At 43.4% G+C, this 17,527-nt stretch carries 11 protein-coding genes; 2 read left to right on the top strand and 9 right to left on the bottom strand.

The window, feature by feature from the left end; genetic code table 11:
- Window positions 1-77: 77 nt before the first annotated feature.
- Window positions 78-2,090 (top strand): glycoside hydrolase family 28 protein, encoded by a 2,013-nt coding sequence (locus tag KUA50_RS01615; protein WP_218456717.1) that lies wholly within the window; start codon window positions 78-80, stop codon window positions 2,088-2,090.
- A gap of 208 nt (window positions 2,091-2,298) precedes the next feature.
- Here the strand turns inward: KUA50_RS01615 and KUA50_RS01610 are convergent, their stop codons facing one another.
- The 8 genes from KUA50_RS01610 to gap all read right to left on the bottom strand — a co-directional run bounded on the left by KUA50_RS01610 (window position 2,299) and on the right by gap (window position 16,110).
- On the bottom strand, window positions 2,299-4,356 hold the full coding sequence (locus KUA50_RS01610; protein WP_218456718.1) for a RagB/SusD family nutrient uptake outer membrane protein: 2,058 nt from the start codon (window positions 4,354-4,356) through the stop codon (window positions 2,299-2,301).
- 16 nt (window positions 4,357-4,372) lie between these two features.
- On the bottom strand, window positions 4,373-7,471 hold the full coding sequence (locus tag KUA50_RS01605) for a SusC/RagA family TonB-linked outer membrane protein (protein ID WP_218456719.1): 3,099 nt from the start codon (window positions 7,469-7,471) through the stop codon (window positions 4,373-4,375).
- A 368-nt stretch (window positions 7,472-7,839) separates the two neighbouring features.
- Window positions 7,840-9,258 (bottom strand): glycoside hydrolase family 57 protein, encoded by a 1,419-nt coding sequence (locus tag KUA50_RS01600; protein WP_218456720.1) that lies wholly within the window; start codon window positions 9,256-9,258, stop codon window positions 7,840-7,842.
- 88 nt (window positions 9,259-9,346) lie between these two features.
- On the bottom strand, window positions 9,347-10,615 hold the full coding sequence (locus KUA50_RS01595; protein WP_218456721.1) for a glycosyltransferase family 4 protein: 1,269 nt from the start codon (window positions 10,613-10,615) through the stop codon (window positions 9,347-9,349).
- Window positions 10,616-10,631: 16 nt separating this feature from the next.
- Complete coding sequence (locus tag KUA50_RS01590) at window positions 10,632-12,575, bottom strand: glycogen debranching enzyme N-terminal domain-containing protein (RefSeq protein ID WP_218456722.1); 1,944 nt, start codon at window positions 12,573-12,575, stop codon at window positions 10,632-10,634.
- 299 nt (window positions 12,576-12,874) lie between these two features.
- Window positions 12,875-13,807 (bottom strand): diacylglycerol/lipid kinase family protein, encoded by a 933-nt coding sequence (locus tag KUA50_RS01585; protein WP_134843725.1) that lies wholly within the window; start codon window positions 13,805-13,807, stop codon window positions 12,875-12,877.
- A gap of 104 nt (window positions 13,808-13,911) precedes the next feature.
- On the bottom strand, window positions 13,912-14,886 hold the full coding sequence (miaA, locus tag KUA50_RS01580; RefSeq protein ID WP_218456723.1) for a tRNA (adenosine(37)-N6)-dimethylallyltransferase MiaA: 975 nt from the start codon (window positions 14,884-14,886) through the stop codon (window positions 13,912-13,914).
- 195 nt (window positions 14,887-15,081) lie between these two features.
- Entirely contained in the window at window positions 15,082-16,110 is a 1,029-nt protein-coding gene (gene gap, locus KUA50_RS01575; protein WP_022110706.1) for a type I glyceraldehyde-3-phosphate dehydrogenase, read from the bottom strand.
- A gap of 426 nt (window positions 16,111-16,536) precedes the next feature.
- Between gap and mscL the strand changes: the two genes are divergently transcribed.
- On the top strand, window positions 16,537-16,968 hold the full coding sequence (mscL, locus tag KUA50_RS01570) for a large-conductance mechanosensitive channel protein MscL (RefSeq protein WP_218456724.1): 432 nt from the start codon (window positions 16,537-16,539) through the stop codon (window positions 16,966-16,968).
- A 133-nt stretch (window positions 16,969-17,101) separates the two neighbouring features.
- Here the strand turns inward: mscL and KUA50_RS01565 are convergent, their stop codons facing one another.
- A complete protein-coding gene (locus KUA50_RS01565; RefSeq protein WP_218456725.1) occupies window positions 17,102-17,500 on the bottom strand; it encodes an FKBP-type peptidyl-prolyl cis-trans isomerase in 399 nt (132 codons plus the stop codon).
- Window positions 17,501-17,527 lie beyond the last annotated feature (27 nt).

Raw genomic sequence — 17,527 nt, 5'->3', positions numbered from 1 at the left:
ATTTTGAGATGATTATACCTTATAATATAAAGAATAGTTGTAATTTTGCCACAAATATAAATTTAGCCTAAATTACAATGAGAAAATCAATCATCAAAACTATCGTGCTTTCAGCACTCTTGGCTCTGCCAGGCATTGCCAAGTCCCAGACTTTTACAGGTATTACTTCTGAGCAAAATGCCCAGAATACTCCTGAGGGATGGACAGCAGTAACATTACCACAGTTGCCAGCCATCACATCGGCAAATACGTTTAACATCATAAACTATGGTGCATCTACATCGGCTGCAGATAACACCAAGGCTATTCAGAAAGCCCTGGATGCAGTTCCTTCAACTGGCGGCGGTATGGTCGTAATACCTGCGGGTATCTGGATGTTTGGTAGCACAGACCAGATGACCAGCAAGACAGAGGTGCTCAGCATCAAGTCTAAGACTGTACTCCACCTTTGCGCTGGAGCCACCTTGAAGCTCGTGGAATACGACAAGGCTCCTAACAATAAGACTGTCTTCATCGGCGGAAAGAACAAGGGTAAGAACGTTACCGACATTGTTATCGAGGGTGAAGGTGAAACTTCAGTCATCGACGGTCAGGGTGCACGCTGGTGGCTCGCAAGAGAGAATGGCGAAACCTTCAATCCTGGTGCAATGATCCGCTTCGAGCAGGGCAAGCGTTTCCTGCTCCGCAACTTCAAGATTCAGAATACTCCAGGTGTAAACATCACCATCAGCAACAGCGGTAAGGCTAGCCATGCTACCATCCATGATGTAACCATCAGTGAACCATCATCTGAAGCTGGCAGGGGAAAGGCATCGCATAACACCGATGGAATCTCCATCTGGGGTCCATACGTCAATATCTACAACTGCAACATCAGCAACGGCGATGACAATATCGTTTGCGACAACGATGCACAATATATCCATGTATGGAACTGCTACTTCGGAACTGGACATGGTGCTTCTATCGGCAGCTTCACCAACAACATCAAGCATGTATGGTTCGATAACATCACCATGAACGGTACTACTGCGGGCATCCGCATGAAGACAGGTCAAGATGTAGACAAAACAACCAACAAGGTAACTCTCCGTGGCGGTTGTGAGGAAGACTGGAAGTTTACTAACTTCACCATGACCAAGGTAAAGAACCCACTCTCTATCGACTGCTTCTACGACAAGAACTACAATAGCGATCCTGCTGTAGATAAGGCAAACGCAAGAGCTGTAGATGGCACTACCCCAACCTATAATGGTATTTATCTGCAGAATGTAAAGACTACAGATGTTTGCGATGGCAACGCTATCTTCTTTGTTGGTCGCCCAGAGAGCCACATCAAGAACGTGACACTCGACAATGTGCAGATTTCAGCAAAGAAGGGTATCGATATCCGCTTCGTAGATAATCTCGTATTCAAGAACAACTCTAAGATTACCGTCAGCAGCGGTTCTATCTGGATCAAGAAGTTTGATTCTACATGGGATGATCAGTGCGGTGCTACAACTACAGGTTCTACCATAACAGATACAAAAGGGCCTTTCACTTTGAACTCAAAGACCCTAACTGATAAAACAGCAGGTTCTTTCAGCAATGGTTTCGCCATCAGCAATGAAAAAGGAAAGACATATGATATTGGGTCTGGTACAAACTACATCAAGTACAGTGCAAACCAATACACCATCATTATTCCTGATGGAGTAAAGATAACCAAGATGGATATTGAGGGTCGCAACAACTATGATACTGCTGATGCCTATATCGGCGAGATTAATGGTACAAGCTATGATGCAACAACCTATGCCTTCCCAAAGGACAAGAGCGTGAAGAAATATACTGTAGAGTTTGATTCTCCTGTAGAGCACACATTGACCTTCACACCGAAAGTAAAACAATGCATTTTGGCATTTACTCTTTATACTGAAGTAACCAACTCTATAGCTGGTATCACATTAGATAATAAAAACAAGGCGGACAACAATGTTTATGACCTCAGCGGTCGCCTGGTAATCAAGAACGCTTCTACAAGCGATTTGCAGGCTCTCAACAAGGGTATTTATATCCACAACAACAGAAAGTACATTGCAAAGTAATATAAAACACTATATCACTCAAACAAAGTCCCCCAGCCAATCAATTTTGGTTGGGGGATTTTGTTTGAGTAAAACACAAAAAAGTATCCTAAGATACTTGCCAAACTATCCTAAGATAAATGGCAAAGAATCTAAGAATAAAGAAAGCGAGCACCATCCCTCGATGATGCTCGCCCAAAACTAGTGTGTTTCTAACCAAAAATATCTATTAGTATCCTGGGTTCTGCCAGAAACCTGTCGTACTATTCACCTCTGTGGTGAAGTTCTGAACAGCGTCAATCTCATTCTGTGGGATTGGACGATAGAGATAATGCTTGCTGACATCAGCCTTCAGGTTGTCAGCTGCCTGTGCATTATACTTCTGTACGTACTCGTAAAGCTTACCTGTACGCTTCAAATCAAACCAGCGCATCTGCTCACCGCAGAACTCTACTGCACGCTCCTCAAGGATGGTATCGATAGTTGCATTACCACTCAAGGTATTATCCTTACCCTCGATAGCACGCGCCTGACGGAGCTGGTTGATAGTTGCCATGGCTGCACCACCATCACCGAGAGCCAACTGACATTCTGCCTTGATGAGATACATCTCTGGGATACGCATCACGATGGCATCACGGCTGGAGATGTCATGAGTTGGGTAGTTTGGATCATAAACATCATCCAAGAACTTCTTGATGCCAGGGAATGAGCACCAACCAGCAATCTTATACAGGTTGTAACGATTATCACCATAAACCTTTGAGGTTGGCACGGCTGCTTCTGTTGGCTTGGCTGTAGCCTCATCCATAGATGTGTAAACAGGGATGTCACCACCTGCCATAAACTGGATACGGTATCTGTTCTTTGCCCAAGCCTGCATAGCCTGTCCCTCTGGAGAATCACCATCCATTGGACAATAGTAAATAGCGGTATCCTGCAACTCTGGATAATTCTTTGAATTCTTAGCCAAATCAGGTGAAGCTATATCATAGTGATCAAGCAAAGTTGCTTCTGAACGCTGATCGGTTGTCTTATGCTTCTCCAACAGGTTCCACAAGTGCAATGAAGGCAAGTAGCGGGTGAATCCACGTCCGTATGGAGAATAAGCTGCGCCACATTCTACATTCTTACCAGTTGATTTACTCTTGATGGTTGTCTTGCCAGCAGCTATACGCCAGAACACCTGTGTGTCTTTCTGACCATTGCCACCCAAGTCGTTAGCGCCATTGTTCCACATAGAAACAAACATCAACAACATGGCATTACCACCACGAGTATAACCCGTACGGGTAATCAAACTATTGTACTGCATTGGGCTACCACCTTCCAAACGATAACGGTAAGGAATGCAGTTGGCATTGGTCTTGATGTCCTGAGAATAGGTTACACCGAAGAGCGCCTCCTGATTGGTATTATAGCTCTCATTAGCCATCGTCCATACATGCTTGTAGTTATTGTCAAGACTTGCATAATCGCTTGCACCAATAACAGCCTCTGCATCTGCCTGAGCAGCTGTATAGAGAGCATTCTTGTCTTTACCATCATAATTGCCACCCTTGACGGTCTGACCTAACTGACCACCCAACCAGGATGCTGCATAAAGCAATACTCTTGATCTCAAAGCCTTAGCTGCCCAATAGTTGGCACGTCCATCAGCCTTGGTCTTGTAACCTGCAGCCTCAAACTTAGCGATAGATTCATCCAAATCGTCCAATACCTTACCGAACACTTCATTCTCTGGCATTCTGGTAGGATTGAAATTCTGAGCTGTTACTGGTTCTGAATTATATGGGATAGCTCCCCAGGTGTTAACCATGTGGAAATAATAGAAAGCTCTCAGGAAAAGAGCCTCACCCAGATAACGGTTCTTCAGATCCTCACCCAAGAAGTTTGCATCATTCACATACTTGATGGCATTGTTGCAGACATCTGTAGCACTATAGAAAAGTTCCCAATAGTTATCAAGACAAGGGTTATCTGCCACATTGTTTTCCAATGCTGCTGCATTGAAATTGTAAGAGCAAAGGCTCTTCTGCTTGTTATCATAACCATAATAGAAGAGGTCGGTACCCATTTCACTTAAACCTAAACCTGCTTCCTTACCATACCAGCCACGGGCAAAGGTGTAGCAGTTTGCTACAAGACCTTCCAGACCAGCAGGAGTTTTATATGCCAAACCGGCAGTTTCACCCACTTTATTCTCTTCTTCCAGAAAATCAGAACAAGAGGTAAGTCCCAACATCATAGAAGATGCCGCTGCCATGAATAATATCTTTGTTTTCATAATTGATTCGATGTTTTTAGAATTCTACATTAAGACCGATTACAACCTGCTTCTGCATAGGGAATGAGATGCTACCACCACGCTCTGGGTCGTAGTTGTCAATCTTACTCCATGTCATGAAGTTCTTCATTGAGCAATATACTCGAGCCTTATTCATACCGATAGTATGCAACCACTTAGCTGGCACATTATAAGAAAGGGTGATATCCTTAATCTTGAAGTAATCAGCCTTTTCGTATGTGAACGCAGACTTGTAAGTTGACCAGATCTTGCTGGAATTAGTATCCAAACCTGGGTTAGGGAATTTTGCATCTGTATTGGTTGGTGTCCAATAATCGATAGCATCACCCCAGTTAGCAGACTCAAAGTTCAACTGCTCATTCATTGCGTATGAAATATAACCGCCCAAACGAGCCATCAACTGTACTGAGAGTGAGAAGTCCTTATAGGTGAATGTATTGGTCATACCGAATACATGGTTAGGATCCTGGTTGTAGAGTACACGGTCGTCAGAGGTGATATTGCCATCACCATCCTTATCCAAAATCTTTGGAGAACCTGGTGTACCATAGCCCTTGGTACCTGTGCAACCTGGCTTCTTGCCTTCATGTGCAGCCTTAAAGTCTTCTACATACTGGTCGAACTCACCAATACCCCACTCACCGAGTACCTTGTAATCATAGAATGCGTTTACACGATTGCCTACGAACAAGCCCTTGGTACCAGATACATACTTATCAACACCACCTGTCAACTCAGTAATCTCATCCTTGAAATGAGAGTAAGACCAGTTGGCTGTCCAGTCGAAGTTCTTGGTACGAACGATATCTGTCATCAAAGAGATCTCAAGACCCTGTCCCTTTGTCTTACCGATATTGTCGATAACGGTAGGGAATGATGATGCAGGTGCTGTCTTATAGAACAACAAATCGTAGGTATGGTTCCAATAGTAATCAATGCTACCGCTGATACGGCCATCGAGGAAACCGAAGTCGAGACCAAGGTTGAATGATGAGGTCTTCTCCCATGTCAGGTTAGGATTACCCAACTGGCTTGGAATCTTACCAGATACATCTGTGTTGCCTAAATAGTAATAATAGGTATTGGCACTCAGTGATGTCAATGTAGAATAAGCGTCAATAGCTGCATTACCGGAAATACCCCAAGAAGCACGAAGTTTCAAGTTGCTCAAAACTTTCTGGTCTTTCAACCAACTCTCCTCGATCATTCTCCAACCACCTGCTACAGATGGGAAGTAACCCCACTTGTGACCCTTTGCCAAAGTAGATGAACCATCAGCACGAAGTGAAGCGGTCAACAGATACTTGCTGGCATAAGAATAGTTCAAACGACCAAAGAATGACAACATGGAAGTCTTGACGTAGGTAGAAGTTGTCACAGGAGAAAGGATCTTAGACAGATCATTGTAACCGCTCTCATAATAATGAGTAGCACCTGCATCACCGCCTACGGTAGAACTTTCTGTCACTGTCTGGGTCAACTCATGACCAAGCAATGCTGTCAAATCATGCTTCTCTGCTATCGTAGTATTGTAATTGATGGTATTATCCCATGTAATCGCAGTAGAGTTATTTCTAATCTGACGAATATAGCTGGTAGAAGGAGACTGGTATCTCTGCTGACTCTGATAGTCCTGATACAAGCCATTGCGTGAGTCGCTTCTATCTACAGCAAACATAGAGCGCAAGTTCAGACCCTTCAGAGGAGCAACCTCCACATAAGCATTGCCGAAGAAACGGGTTGACTCTGTATTATTCTGATAAGCACCATCCACATCATCCAGCAATGGAGAACAGTGAGCTGCATACCAAGGGTTTGGAGTTGCATTGATGCTTCCATCTGTCAAATATGGATGAGTAATGGAGGTCATCTTCAAAGCCTGGTTGTAAACACCGGAATTACGACGATTCCAGTTTTTGTAAGTAAAGAGTAAGCTGGATCCTACCTTCACAACCTTATTGATGCGATGGTCGATATTCACCTTACCATTGTAGCGGCTCATCTGATCGTTCTTCATCAAACCACGGTCGTACATAGCACCCAAGGAAATATTGAAATTGGTCTTTTCACTACCACCAGCTACATTTACTTCATAGTTCTGAGAGGTACTGTTTTTCAAGAGCAAATCGCCCCAATCAGTATAGGAACCATCATTATAAATATCGAATGTAGATGTACCATCATCCAGTTTATTGGTCAGTACACTTTCAGGAGTGATGCTGCCGAGCACGGTATTGTAAGCCTCCAAAGTCTTGTCAGCACCTTTATACCAAGTCGAATAAGCACTCTTGTCTATCAGGCGCTGTACTTCCTTTGCACCGTACATAGAATTTGCTGCATTGGTAGCACTGTTGAAAGAATTGTAGAAATTGAATCCTACTGAAGTCTTACCGGCCTTACCACGCTTAGTAGTAATGATGATAACACCATTGGCACCACGGGTACCATAGATAGCAGTAGAAGAAGCATCCTTCAATACCTCCATAGACTCAATATCTGATGGATTAAGGTCGAGCGTAGAACCATAAGCCACTCCATCCACAAGAATCAACGGATTATTGGATGCCAACATAGAACGGGCACCACGGAGATTGATGCTTACACCAGAACCTGACTCACCACTTGACTGCTGCAAGTCCATGCCAGGAATCTTAGCCTGCATCGCCTGCATCGCATTGGATGAAGCTACATTCTTAAGATCGTCAGACTTGATGGAAGCGACAGAACCTGTCAAATCGCGTTTCTTCACTACGCCATAGCCGATGACAACCAATTCATCCAGAGAATTGTTGTCTTCCTCCATCACGATATCGACTGAGTTCTGTGCACCTACCTTTACCTTCTTTTCCTTGTAACCGATATAGGTAAATTTGAGAACTGTAGATGGATTAACTCCGTTAATAGAAAAGTTACCATCCAAATCGGTGACAGAGCCTAAGCCTGCCATTCCTTCAGGAACAACACTAACGCCAATCATTGGTTCGCCATTAGAATCCTTCACTGTACCCTTGATTGTTTTCTGTTGTGCAAAAGCACCAAAACAAACAGAGCCTAAAGCCAGTGCCATACTGACACGTTTCAGTTGTTGATACATAAACTTCTGTTTTAGGTTATTATTATTTCAAGTTTTTAAGCTGAACTTAATTTTGCTTTTATTCAGTTTTCATACAAACTCACCTTATTCATCACGACTTGGTTCCGTTATTATGAAGCGGCTCCTTAGTTATTATGTAGGTTTGTTATGCTGCAAAGGTATGAAAAATTCTCAAAAGGTCAATGCAATTACATACACAAAATAACGTAAACGTTTACGAACAAGTGTATAAAAAAGCGCCCATCTTCCATCAGATGAAGCGCTTTTTATACGTTTATATTCAAAAAAAGTGTATCTTCTAAAAAAGTCAGAAGATACACTCTTGTTTTATATTTTTTTCTTCAGGGATTTCCTGAAGAATCTCATTCCTACTTATCAGTAGTTTTCTTGGCAGCAGGTTTTGCTGCTGTCTTGGCAGGTGCCTTCTTTGTAGCAGTCTTCTTTGTAGCAGTCTTGGCAGGTTTCTGTGCTTCACGCAGTTTCTCTACTTCCTTTTCTATCTTGTCCAACTTAGCCTGGAGACGGGTGATTTCCTTATCCTTCATCTCTATCTCCTCCTCCATATTGGTTACACTGGTCATGTAATTATCGAGCTGCTCATTGTCCATCTCTGGATGGAGAGAGTTTACTAGGTTGAGGAAGTCGCCCAGAATGTTCATGTAATTTGTGAAAGCATCAAATGGACTTGAATAGATACCACGGTCAAGACCCACATTACTTGGCTTGGTAGTCATGAAACGGAAGTTATTGCTTGCCTGCAAGTAATCCCAGTCCTGATTGATACGAGGATCATTGGCAATACGTACACGGTCGGCTACACTATAGAGTTTGTTGAAAGCCTCACGCTGCATCGGATTTCCGAGCCATGTGCTGACATCACGCTCCTCATCCACCCAACTCAATGTATCAGGTACATTCAACTCGCCCACTGACTTCATCTTCTTGCAGATCTCTGAAGGTGTAGAGAAGGTAATGCCCTTCTGGCGTGCACATTCCGGCAATGCCTTGAAGAACTCGAGAATATTACTGGACAATGGCTGGGCAATACCAAGGGCTGACAGTTCCATGAAGATATTGATAATCTGCTCTTCCTGTGGCAAAGCTGCTATCTCATTGATATAGGTATCAGCAAAAAGTGGATAACCATCCCAACTACTATTATTGAAACGCAAAGAGATATCATCGCTCAAACGGATATCACGGAGCAAAAGCTTCAGATTTGGAGCTATCGGACAATGATAAACATAGTGTGGAGACTTCCAGCCCAATACATGCTTGGCACCTTCGGTCAACATACCTTCGAAGCCCATCTGAGAAGCCTGCAAACCAATATCATCGCTGTAAATGAGTGATGAATTGCGAAGCACAGTTGGCTCCTTACCGAAATATTCCTTGATCTTGGAAGCCTGACGCTTAACCTCCTTGGCAAAGCTATCCTCATTGACGAGAGAGGCAAGACCATGAGAATATGGCTCTGCGAGGAACTCTACACAACCGGTAGCATTCAGTTCCTGCAATTTTTCCAATACCTGAGGAGCATGCATTTCCAACTGTTCCATGCCGACTCCTGAGAGTGAAAAGGCTACCTTGAAATACTTGTCACTCTGATGGATCATCTCCAACAGGGCATTGAGCGCTGGCATATATGACTTCTCAGCTATCTCGCTGATAGAACGCTCATTCTCGTAATCATCATAGTAATAATGATCAGTACCGATGTCGAAGAAGCGGTAGCGTTTCAGATGGGTAATCTGATGTATCTCGAAATATAAACAAATTGTCTTCATAATTTGAAACTTGATATTTGAACGTTTAACTTTATGACAAGCAAAGACAAAGAGTTCTTCGCTCTTCGTTCTTCACTCTTCACTTAACCTACTTCCATCCTAAGGTTTTAAGGTATAAGTCCCTGATGCGGGCACCCACCTTTTCCCAGGTAATCTGGTCAACTTCCTTCTTGCCCTCCACAGAAAGATAGTCGAAAAGACTCTCATTATGACAGATACTGTAGATGGCATCTGCAAGGGCATGAATATCCCAGTAATCTACCTTGATGCAGTTGGTAAGAATCTCACCGCAACCACTCTGCTTGGAAATGATGGTAGGTGTACCACACTGCATGGCCTCCAAAGGAGAGATACCGAAAGGTTCACTCACAGAAGGCATGACATAGACATCGGAATCCTTCAGGCACTCATACACCTGCTTGCCACGCATGAAACCAGGGAAATGGAAACGATCGGCAATACCTCGCTCTGCTGCAAGATAAATCATCTGATCCATCATATCTCCTGAACCAGCCATGCAGAAACGCACATTACGGGTACGATGAAGCACCATATTGGCAGCCTCAACGAAATATTCAGGTCCCTTTTGCATGGTGAGACGACCCAAGAATGTAACCACCTTCTCCTTGCCCTGATGATCAGGACGAGGAATATCCTGCCACTCCTGCTTCAATGGATATACCGCATTGTGCATAGCAAAGCACTTGCGTGGATCCTGGTGATACTGATTGATGACCGTCTGTCGGGTCAACTCAGATACACACATGATACAGTCAGCATTGTCCATACCATCCTTCTCGATGGAATAAACGGTAGGGTTTACCTTACCACGGCTACGGTCGAAATCGGTAGCATGCACGTGAATGCACAATGGTTTACCACTCACCCTCTTGGCATGAATACCAGCAGGGAAAGTCAGCCAGTCGTGAGCATGGATAATATCAAATTCCTCACTTCGAGCTACCACACCGGCAATGATGCTATAGTTGTTGATCTCGTCGTGGAGATTGGATGGATAACCACCTGCAAAATCCATACATCCGAGGTCGTTGACATTCATATAGTTGAAGTCGGCATAGATATGATCGCGATAACGGAAATAGTCATCCGGATTCATAATATTGCCTACTCGCTGCTGTACGTAATCATGATTGACATCACGCCAGGCGATAGGCACACTATTCATGGCCACAATCTTACAAGCACTGCGGTCCTCATCACCGAAAGGATGAGGAAGACAGAGTATGGTTTCAATGTCACCCTGGGCATGCAAGCCCTGAGAAATACCAAAGTTAGCAGTAGCCAAACCACCAAATACATGAGGAGGATACTCCCATCCAAACATTAATACTTTCATATAGCAGTCCTCCTTATTAATATTGATACTTATCGAGTAATTCGAGTGCACGCAGAATCTCTGCCACATTCATGGCAAAGGAAATGGCACCACGTCCAGCAAATGGAGGGTTACCATCAAAGAGTTCGCTGATGGTACCGAGACAATGATAAGACATTTCATCTTCATATCCCACCATCTGGCGCTCGATGAAACTCAATCGGGTTCTTCTGTAGAGTTTCAAACTTGCCTCCATATAGAAACCGCCGAGCCAAGGCCATGCAGTACCCTGATGATATGCATAATCTCGCTGGCTCTGAGGACCTACATAGACAGGATTATAACCGCCACTCTTAGGAGAAAGAGAGCGCAATCCCTTAGGGGTCAGGAGTTCACGTGTACAGATATCGAGCACTTTCTTCTTCTGGTCTTGAGAAAGAGGAGAATAGTCGAAAGCGACTGGGAAAATCATATTAGGTCGAACACTCCAATCGATCATGTTACCATCTACATAGTCATAGAGATAACCATACTCATTGAGGAAAGTATCGAGGAAAGACTGCTTGGTCTTCTCTGCCAATTCCAGAAGATGCTGTTGTCTCTCTTGCTTGCCTTCCAGTTCGCAGAGAGCAGCACAGAAGCACAATGCATTGTACCACAACGCATTGAATTCCACAATATAGCCACTTCTTGGAGCTACAGGTTTTCCGTTGGCAGTAGAGTTCATCCATGTCACAGCCTTATTCTTTCCATCAGCGTAAAGGAGTCCGTTAGGATGCAATTCCAGATTAGGATGGTGATTGCCTTCGATAAAGAGCATGACACTCTTGATGAACTTACCATATTTCTTCAGACATTCCTCCTTGCTGGTTTCCTTAGCATACTGCTGAAGAGCCCAGATTGCCCAGAGAGGAACATCCGGCTGTTCCAATTCGGTAATATTCACCGTGATATCCTTTCCTTCCATGAATTCCTGATATCCCTTCATGGCAGTCTTCATCACCAGTTCAAAGTAGTCATTTTCCTCTATAGAGAGGGTAAGACCCGGCAAAGAAATAAATGTATCTCGCGCACGGCACTTGAACCAAGGATAACCAGCCAGAATGTATCGGTCATCATTTTTCTCACGACGGTGGAACTGATGGGCAGCATTGACAAGACAATGGAAGAAATTGTCACGAGGGGCTCTTTCTGCCACTTCCTTATCAAAAAGTTTCTTCAATGTACCGGTCTTGATTTCAGATGTAGATGCAGCAAAGACAATGCTCTCACCTTTCTTGATTGGCATCTCAAAATAACCAGGTACATAAAGGTCCTCATTGGAAGCATAGCCACGCTCCTGCTCCTTAGGATACTCCACACCACGATACCAGTCTGGGGCAAAAACAAACTCGTTATTCTTGGAGAACTGCATATAAAGGTCTGGATAACCTGCATACATACAAGTCTTGATACCATTATCCACTGCTGAATACTCACGGGATGCTGTTCCATTCTCATGGGTAAACTGACGCACGCTTCTGAATGCCAAGAATGGACGGAAACGCAAGGTGGTAGCTGAATGACAATCCACCATGGTGTATCTGATCAAGATGCGATCTTCATAATGCTGAAAAACGACCTCTTTCTTTAAGATGACACCACCTACACGGTAAAGCGTTGTTGGCACCTTATCGCAATCAAACTCACGAATGTATTTATGGCCCATCGGGCTAAAGTTGTTGCCTTGATACTTGTGCAATCCGAGATTGAATTCAGCGCCATGCTGAATGACTGTAGGATCGAGAGAACTCAGCAATACATGATTGTCGCCATCCAGTTCTGGAACAGGGATAACCAGCAAACCGTGATACTTTCGAGTATTACAGTCAACAATCGTAGAGCACGAATAAGCACCCGAGCGGTTGGTTCTAAGCAACTCCTTCGGCAATGACTCCTGTAGGTTGGTCATCAGGGCCTTTTCGAATTTTAGATAACTCATAGATCTATATTAAGGTTTTTAATATTTTTTGTTGACTTTATTGCATCCAAAGGTAAGGAAAAAAAGCGAAACGACAAAGTTTTTTGGCAAAGAATTTAAGAAAATCGCTATATTTAATGTTTTATAAGCTTTTAAAGGGCAAATATTCCCCGTTTTTAAGTCACTTAGATGAATACACACAGTTTTGTGTAGCCTCTTTACAACAATCACACAATCGAAAAAAGGTGCACCGGAACTTGTATTCCGATACACCTTATTATTCTTAAAACCTTATTATTCTTGAAATAAGATCAATCTGACTACTGCGGTATCAGGAAGTTGATTACTTCCTGCTCCACCGTAATGCGGTAAGGCCCAACAGGCGTCTTCATCAATCGACCATCTACACCAATCATCGCATGAGAAGAATCCTCTACCACCACCTCTCTCGTGCGATAGGGATGCACACTTTTATGATTGAGGAATTTACCTTTGACGAAAAGATAAAAGCCTTCAAAGAGCTGGGTCATACCAGGATGATGAACTACAGAGACATCCAGAAGACCATTGTAAGGCACCGCATTAGGAGTCTGTCCATATCCCGATGCATTTCCTACACACATGGTCATCACCCTACGCTTAATGACATCTGAATTGATGCGGATATGCATCTTATAGTCTAATCGCTGGAAAATCATCAGCACGAATGAGAAGAGGAACGACAGGGTGCGGGAACCGAATACATGATGGGTCTTGCGACGCAAGTTCATGATAGCAGCTATCAGACCGACATTCACGCAATTGAGAAAATAGCGGTGACAGTTTTCCCCCTTCTTGTTCTGATAACGGATACAACCTAAATCTATCTTACGCACACGACGCTGCTGGAGCCATTTGATAGTCTGTTCATAATCACTATCATCAAATCCCCAGAAATGAGCAAAGTCATTCATCAGTCCATTAGGAATAATACCCAGCGCAATCTGGTTTCTTACGGAAGCATCTACCTGCATCAGACAGTTTACTGCATCATTCAATGCAGAATCTCCACCCACAATAACGATTGTCTTATAGCCATTATTGATAAACATCTTAACCAGACGCTCTACACTTTTCTGATTCTCGCTTTGCACGAAATCATAGTCCACATGAAGTTGGCGCAAAACTTTCTCTATCTTAGTCCAGCGCGCACTGCTCCTCCATCCTCCTCGAGGACAATAGAGCAATCCCCATTTATTTTCATTTACAGCCACGTCGATTATTCTCCTATAATAATATTCTCTATATTAATAATAATGTATATACGATCAGAAATCCATCTATTACTTATCCAAATATCTATCAATCATATAAATAGCTACTGATTAGATTTCATCAGTTCAAGAACCTGCTCTACCTTCTGCTCCATCGGTTGAAGTGCATCTATCCAATGAATGGTACCCCCCCTGCGCTCCATACCACGGAACCAGGTCATCTGCCTTTTGGCAAACTGATGAATGGCGATTTCCAATCCTCTCAGCATCTCCTCATAAGAAGTTTTCCCTATCACATATTCTGTGACAAACTTGTATTCCAACCCATAGTACAACAGGTTTTCTGCAGGAATACCACGATCGAGGAGTCCCTTGATTTCCTCTACCATCCCATTCTCCAGACGCTGTTTCAGACGGCGGGTGATTTTATCACGGCGGGCATCACGGTCGATACTTACTCCTATCACCAAAGAATCAACCGCAGGCAATTCCCGCTCTGGCATTGGATGTTCGAGATTGTAAGTTTCAATCTCAATCGCACGGATGGCGCGCTGCGCAGTATCTACATCTGTGCGATTGTGCATATTAGAACCATTCTTCGCCTTCAAATCCACCAACATATCTGTCAGTTCTTCCAGCGTTTTACCTTCGAGAGAACTACGAAGAGCAGGATTTTGAGGAACTGGTGAAAGATGATAACCTTTCAAGACAGACTCGATATAGAGTCCGGTACCTCCACAGAGTATCGGAAGTACGCCACGATGAGTAATGTCCTGATAGGCATCATAGAAGTCCTGCTGATATTGGAAGAGATTATACTTGGTACCGGCATCACAGATGTCTATCAGATGATAAGGAATCAGTTTACCCCCTACCGTATAATCCTCAAGATCTTTTCCCGTACCAATATCCATGCCCCGATAGACCTGGCGACTATCGGCACTGATAATCTCAGCCCCATGCGTATCGCCACCCCACATGGAAGAATCCATGCCATTGATATGCGAGGCAAGTGCAGCGGCAAGACTAGTCTTTCCACTGGCAGTAGGACCCAATATGGTAATCATAGAATGTTTCATGGCGCAAAGATACAAATTTTTCCGATACAGACAAACAAAGAAATAAAAAAAATGGGAAAACAAGGCAAGAAAAGGAGAATCAGTATGCCTTTATGCTATAAAACTTCAAGCCATTAGACAAAAAAAACAAATAATAAAAAAGCCTGGCATTTTACAATGCCAGGCTATATATTGTCGTAAATCGCTTCAGCGGTATTACTTCAACTCAGCGAGGTACTTGATAGTACGAACCATCTGAGAAGTATAAGAGTTCTCATTGTCGTACCAAGAAACTACCTGTACCTGATATGTGTCGTCATCGATCTTGCTAACCATTGTCTGAGTAGCATCGAAGAGAGAACCGAAACGCATACCGATGATATCAGAAGAAACGATAGGATCCTCGTTGTAACCGAAGCTTTCGTTAGAAGCAGCCTTCATTGCAGCGTTGATACCCTCAACTGTAACGTCCTTACCCTTAACAACAGCTACGAGGATAGTTGTAGAACCTGTTGGAGTAGGAACACGCTGTGCAGAACCGATCAACTTACCGTTCAACTCAGGGATTACAAGACCGATAGCCTTAGCAGCACCTGTTGAGTTAGGAACGATGTTCTGAGCACCTGCACGAGAACGACGGAGGTCGCCCTTACGCTGAGGACCGTCGAGAATCATCTGGTCACCTGTGTAAGCGTGGATTGTTGACATGATACCTGACTGGATAGCTGCGTACTTGTTCAAAGTGTCAGCCATTGGAGCCAAGCAGTTTGTTGTACAAGAAGCTGCAGAGATAACTGTATCAGCTGGAGTCAAAGTCTTGTGGTTTGTGTTGTAAACGATAGTAGGGAGATCGTTACCTGCTGGAGCAGAGATAACTACCTTCTTAGCACCTGCTGTAAGGTGAGCAGAAGCCTTCTCCTTAGATGTATAGAAACCTGTGCACTCAAGTACTACGTCAACACCAAGCTCACCCCAAGGAAGCTCAGCTGCGTTAGGCTTAGCGTAGATAGTGATCTCCTTACCATCAACGATGATAGAGTTGTCTGTTGCCTCTACAGTGTGCTTGCCCTCGCCATACTTACCAGCGAAGCCACCCTGTGCTGTATCATACTTAAGAAGGTGAGCCAACATTTTTGGAGATGTAAGGTCATTGATTGCAACTACCTCATAACCATCTGCCTCAAACATCTGACGGAAAGCCAGACGACCGATACGGCCGAAGCCGTTAATAGCAACTTTTGTCATTTTTTTTAATATTTAAAATTAATGGTTTAAAATAATTCCATATTTTAAGCTCTCAAGCAATCCTGAAGTGCTGAAACATTCAAAAAAATAAGCTTTCAAGCATTTTTTTCTTTTTCCGAGCGCAAAGTTACTAATTTTTTTCTAACTTTGCACACGAAAAGAGTATTAAATAAGTTAAAAAAGGATAGTTGAGGTTTAATCTTGCTATAAAAAAAGCAGTTAACATGCCAGACTGACAACTCCATATTGCAAAATTCAATCCTTTCACAAGAATGAAATATGCATATCGGATGAAGAAATCAAACCCAATGATGCCTTACACCTTATTATATATATTGGAAAAATCATCATTCTGCAAGAAATGACAAAGTATAAAAACTAAAATTATATCAACATTTAAATAAACAAAAGTAAAAGAATTAAGTTATGAGTAAATTTTTGAATGAATTCAAGGAATTCGCCATGCGTGGCAATGTGCTTGACATGGCTGTCGGTGTGATCATCGGTGGTGCTTTCGGCAAAATCGTAAGTTCTGTTGTGGATGATGTCATCATGCCTCCTATCGGATGGTTGATTGGTGGCGTCAACTTCGCTGACCTCAAGTTGACCTTGCCTACCGTACAGGTTGCCGGTGAGGAATTCAAGACTGCGACCATCAACTATGGTAGTTTCCTCCAGACCTGTTTCGACTTCCTCATCGTGGCTTTCTGTATCTTCATGCTCATCAAGGTGGTCAACAAGTTAGCTAAGAAGAAGGAAGAACCTAAGGAGCCTGAGGCACCAAAAGCACCAGAGCCAAGTGCTGAGGAGAAACTTCTGATGGAGATTCGCGACTTACTGAAATCACAGCAGAAATAATTGCCACAACAAAAAGTGACAATAAAAGAAGTCCCATACGATCCGCAGAATGCCATCTGGCAGTACCTGGAATCGTATGGGACTTTTTTATTTAAAGATGGAATAGAAACCTTTGGGATTTCAACAGGTGCGTTTATCCCACTCCCAACAACTCAACTTCAAAGATAAGAGTAGAACCTCCTGGTATTCCTGGCTGAGAGAACTTTCCATATCCCATTTCGGCAGGAATATAAAGTTCCCACTGGTCGCCTACGTGCATCTGTTGCATCGCCACAATCCAACCATCTATCAGATCGCTCAATCGCATTGCAAACGGAGTTCCGCCACGGCTGGAATCAAACTTCTTGCCATTGATGGTCCAACCCGTATAATGAGCAGTCACAATACTGCGCTTGCCTGGTTGTGCCCCATTTGGATCTCCCTGTTTCAACACCTTATAATATATACCACGAGGGAGTGCTTTCACACCTTCCTCTTGAGCCTTTTCTTCCAGCCAACGCTTGTTGGCCTCTACATATTCTTTTTTTGCCATATTTCAGATTACATGATATTATATTTG

The sequence above is a fragment of the Segatella hominis genome (assembly GCF_019249725.2).
GTDB lineage: Bacteria > Bacteroidota > Bacteroidia > Bacteroidales > Bacteroidaceae > Prevotella.
Note: the sequence above shows the minus strand (reverse complement) of the source record. Positions and strands in the feature narration are given on the sequence as shown.

Coding starts and splice junctions, on each gene's coding strand:
- KUA50_RS01565 (WP_218456725.1), bottom strand. CDS start 17,500: ATGGCAAAAAAAGAATATGTAGAGGCCAACAAGCGTTGGCTGGAAGAA.
- mscL (WP_218456724.1), top strand. CDS start 16,537: ATGAGTAAATTTTTGAATGAATTCAAGGAATTCGCCATGCGTGGCAAT.
- KUA50_RS01615 (WP_218456717.1), top strand. CDS start 78: ATGAGAAAATCAATCATCAAAACTATCGTGCTTTCAGCACTCTTGGCT.
- miaA (WP_218456723.1), bottom strand. CDS start 14,886: ATGAAACATTCTATGATTACCATATTGGGTCCTACTGCCAGTGGAAAG.
- KUA50_RS01605 (WP_218456719.1), bottom strand. CDS start 7,471: ATGTATCAACAACTGAAACGTGTCAGTATGGCACTGGCTTTAGGCTCT.
- KUA50_RS01595 (WP_218456721.1), bottom strand. CDS start 10,615: ATGAAAGTATTAATGTTTGGATGGGAGTATCCTCCTCATGTATTTGGT.
- KUA50_RS01600 (WP_218456720.1), bottom strand. CDS start 9,258: ATGAAGACAATTTGTTTATATTTCGAGATACATCAGATTACCCATCTG.
- KUA50_RS01590 (WP_218456722.1), bottom strand. CDS start 12,575: ATGAGTTATCTAAAATTCGAAAAGGCCCTGATGACCAACCTACAGGAG.
- KUA50_RS01610 (WP_218456718.1), bottom strand. CDS start 4,356: ATGAAAACAAAGATATTATTCATGGCAGCGGCATCTTCTATGATGTTG.
- gap (WP_022110706.1), bottom strand. CDS start 16,110: ATGACAAAAGTTGCTATTAACGGCTTCGGCCGTATCGGTCGTCTGGCT.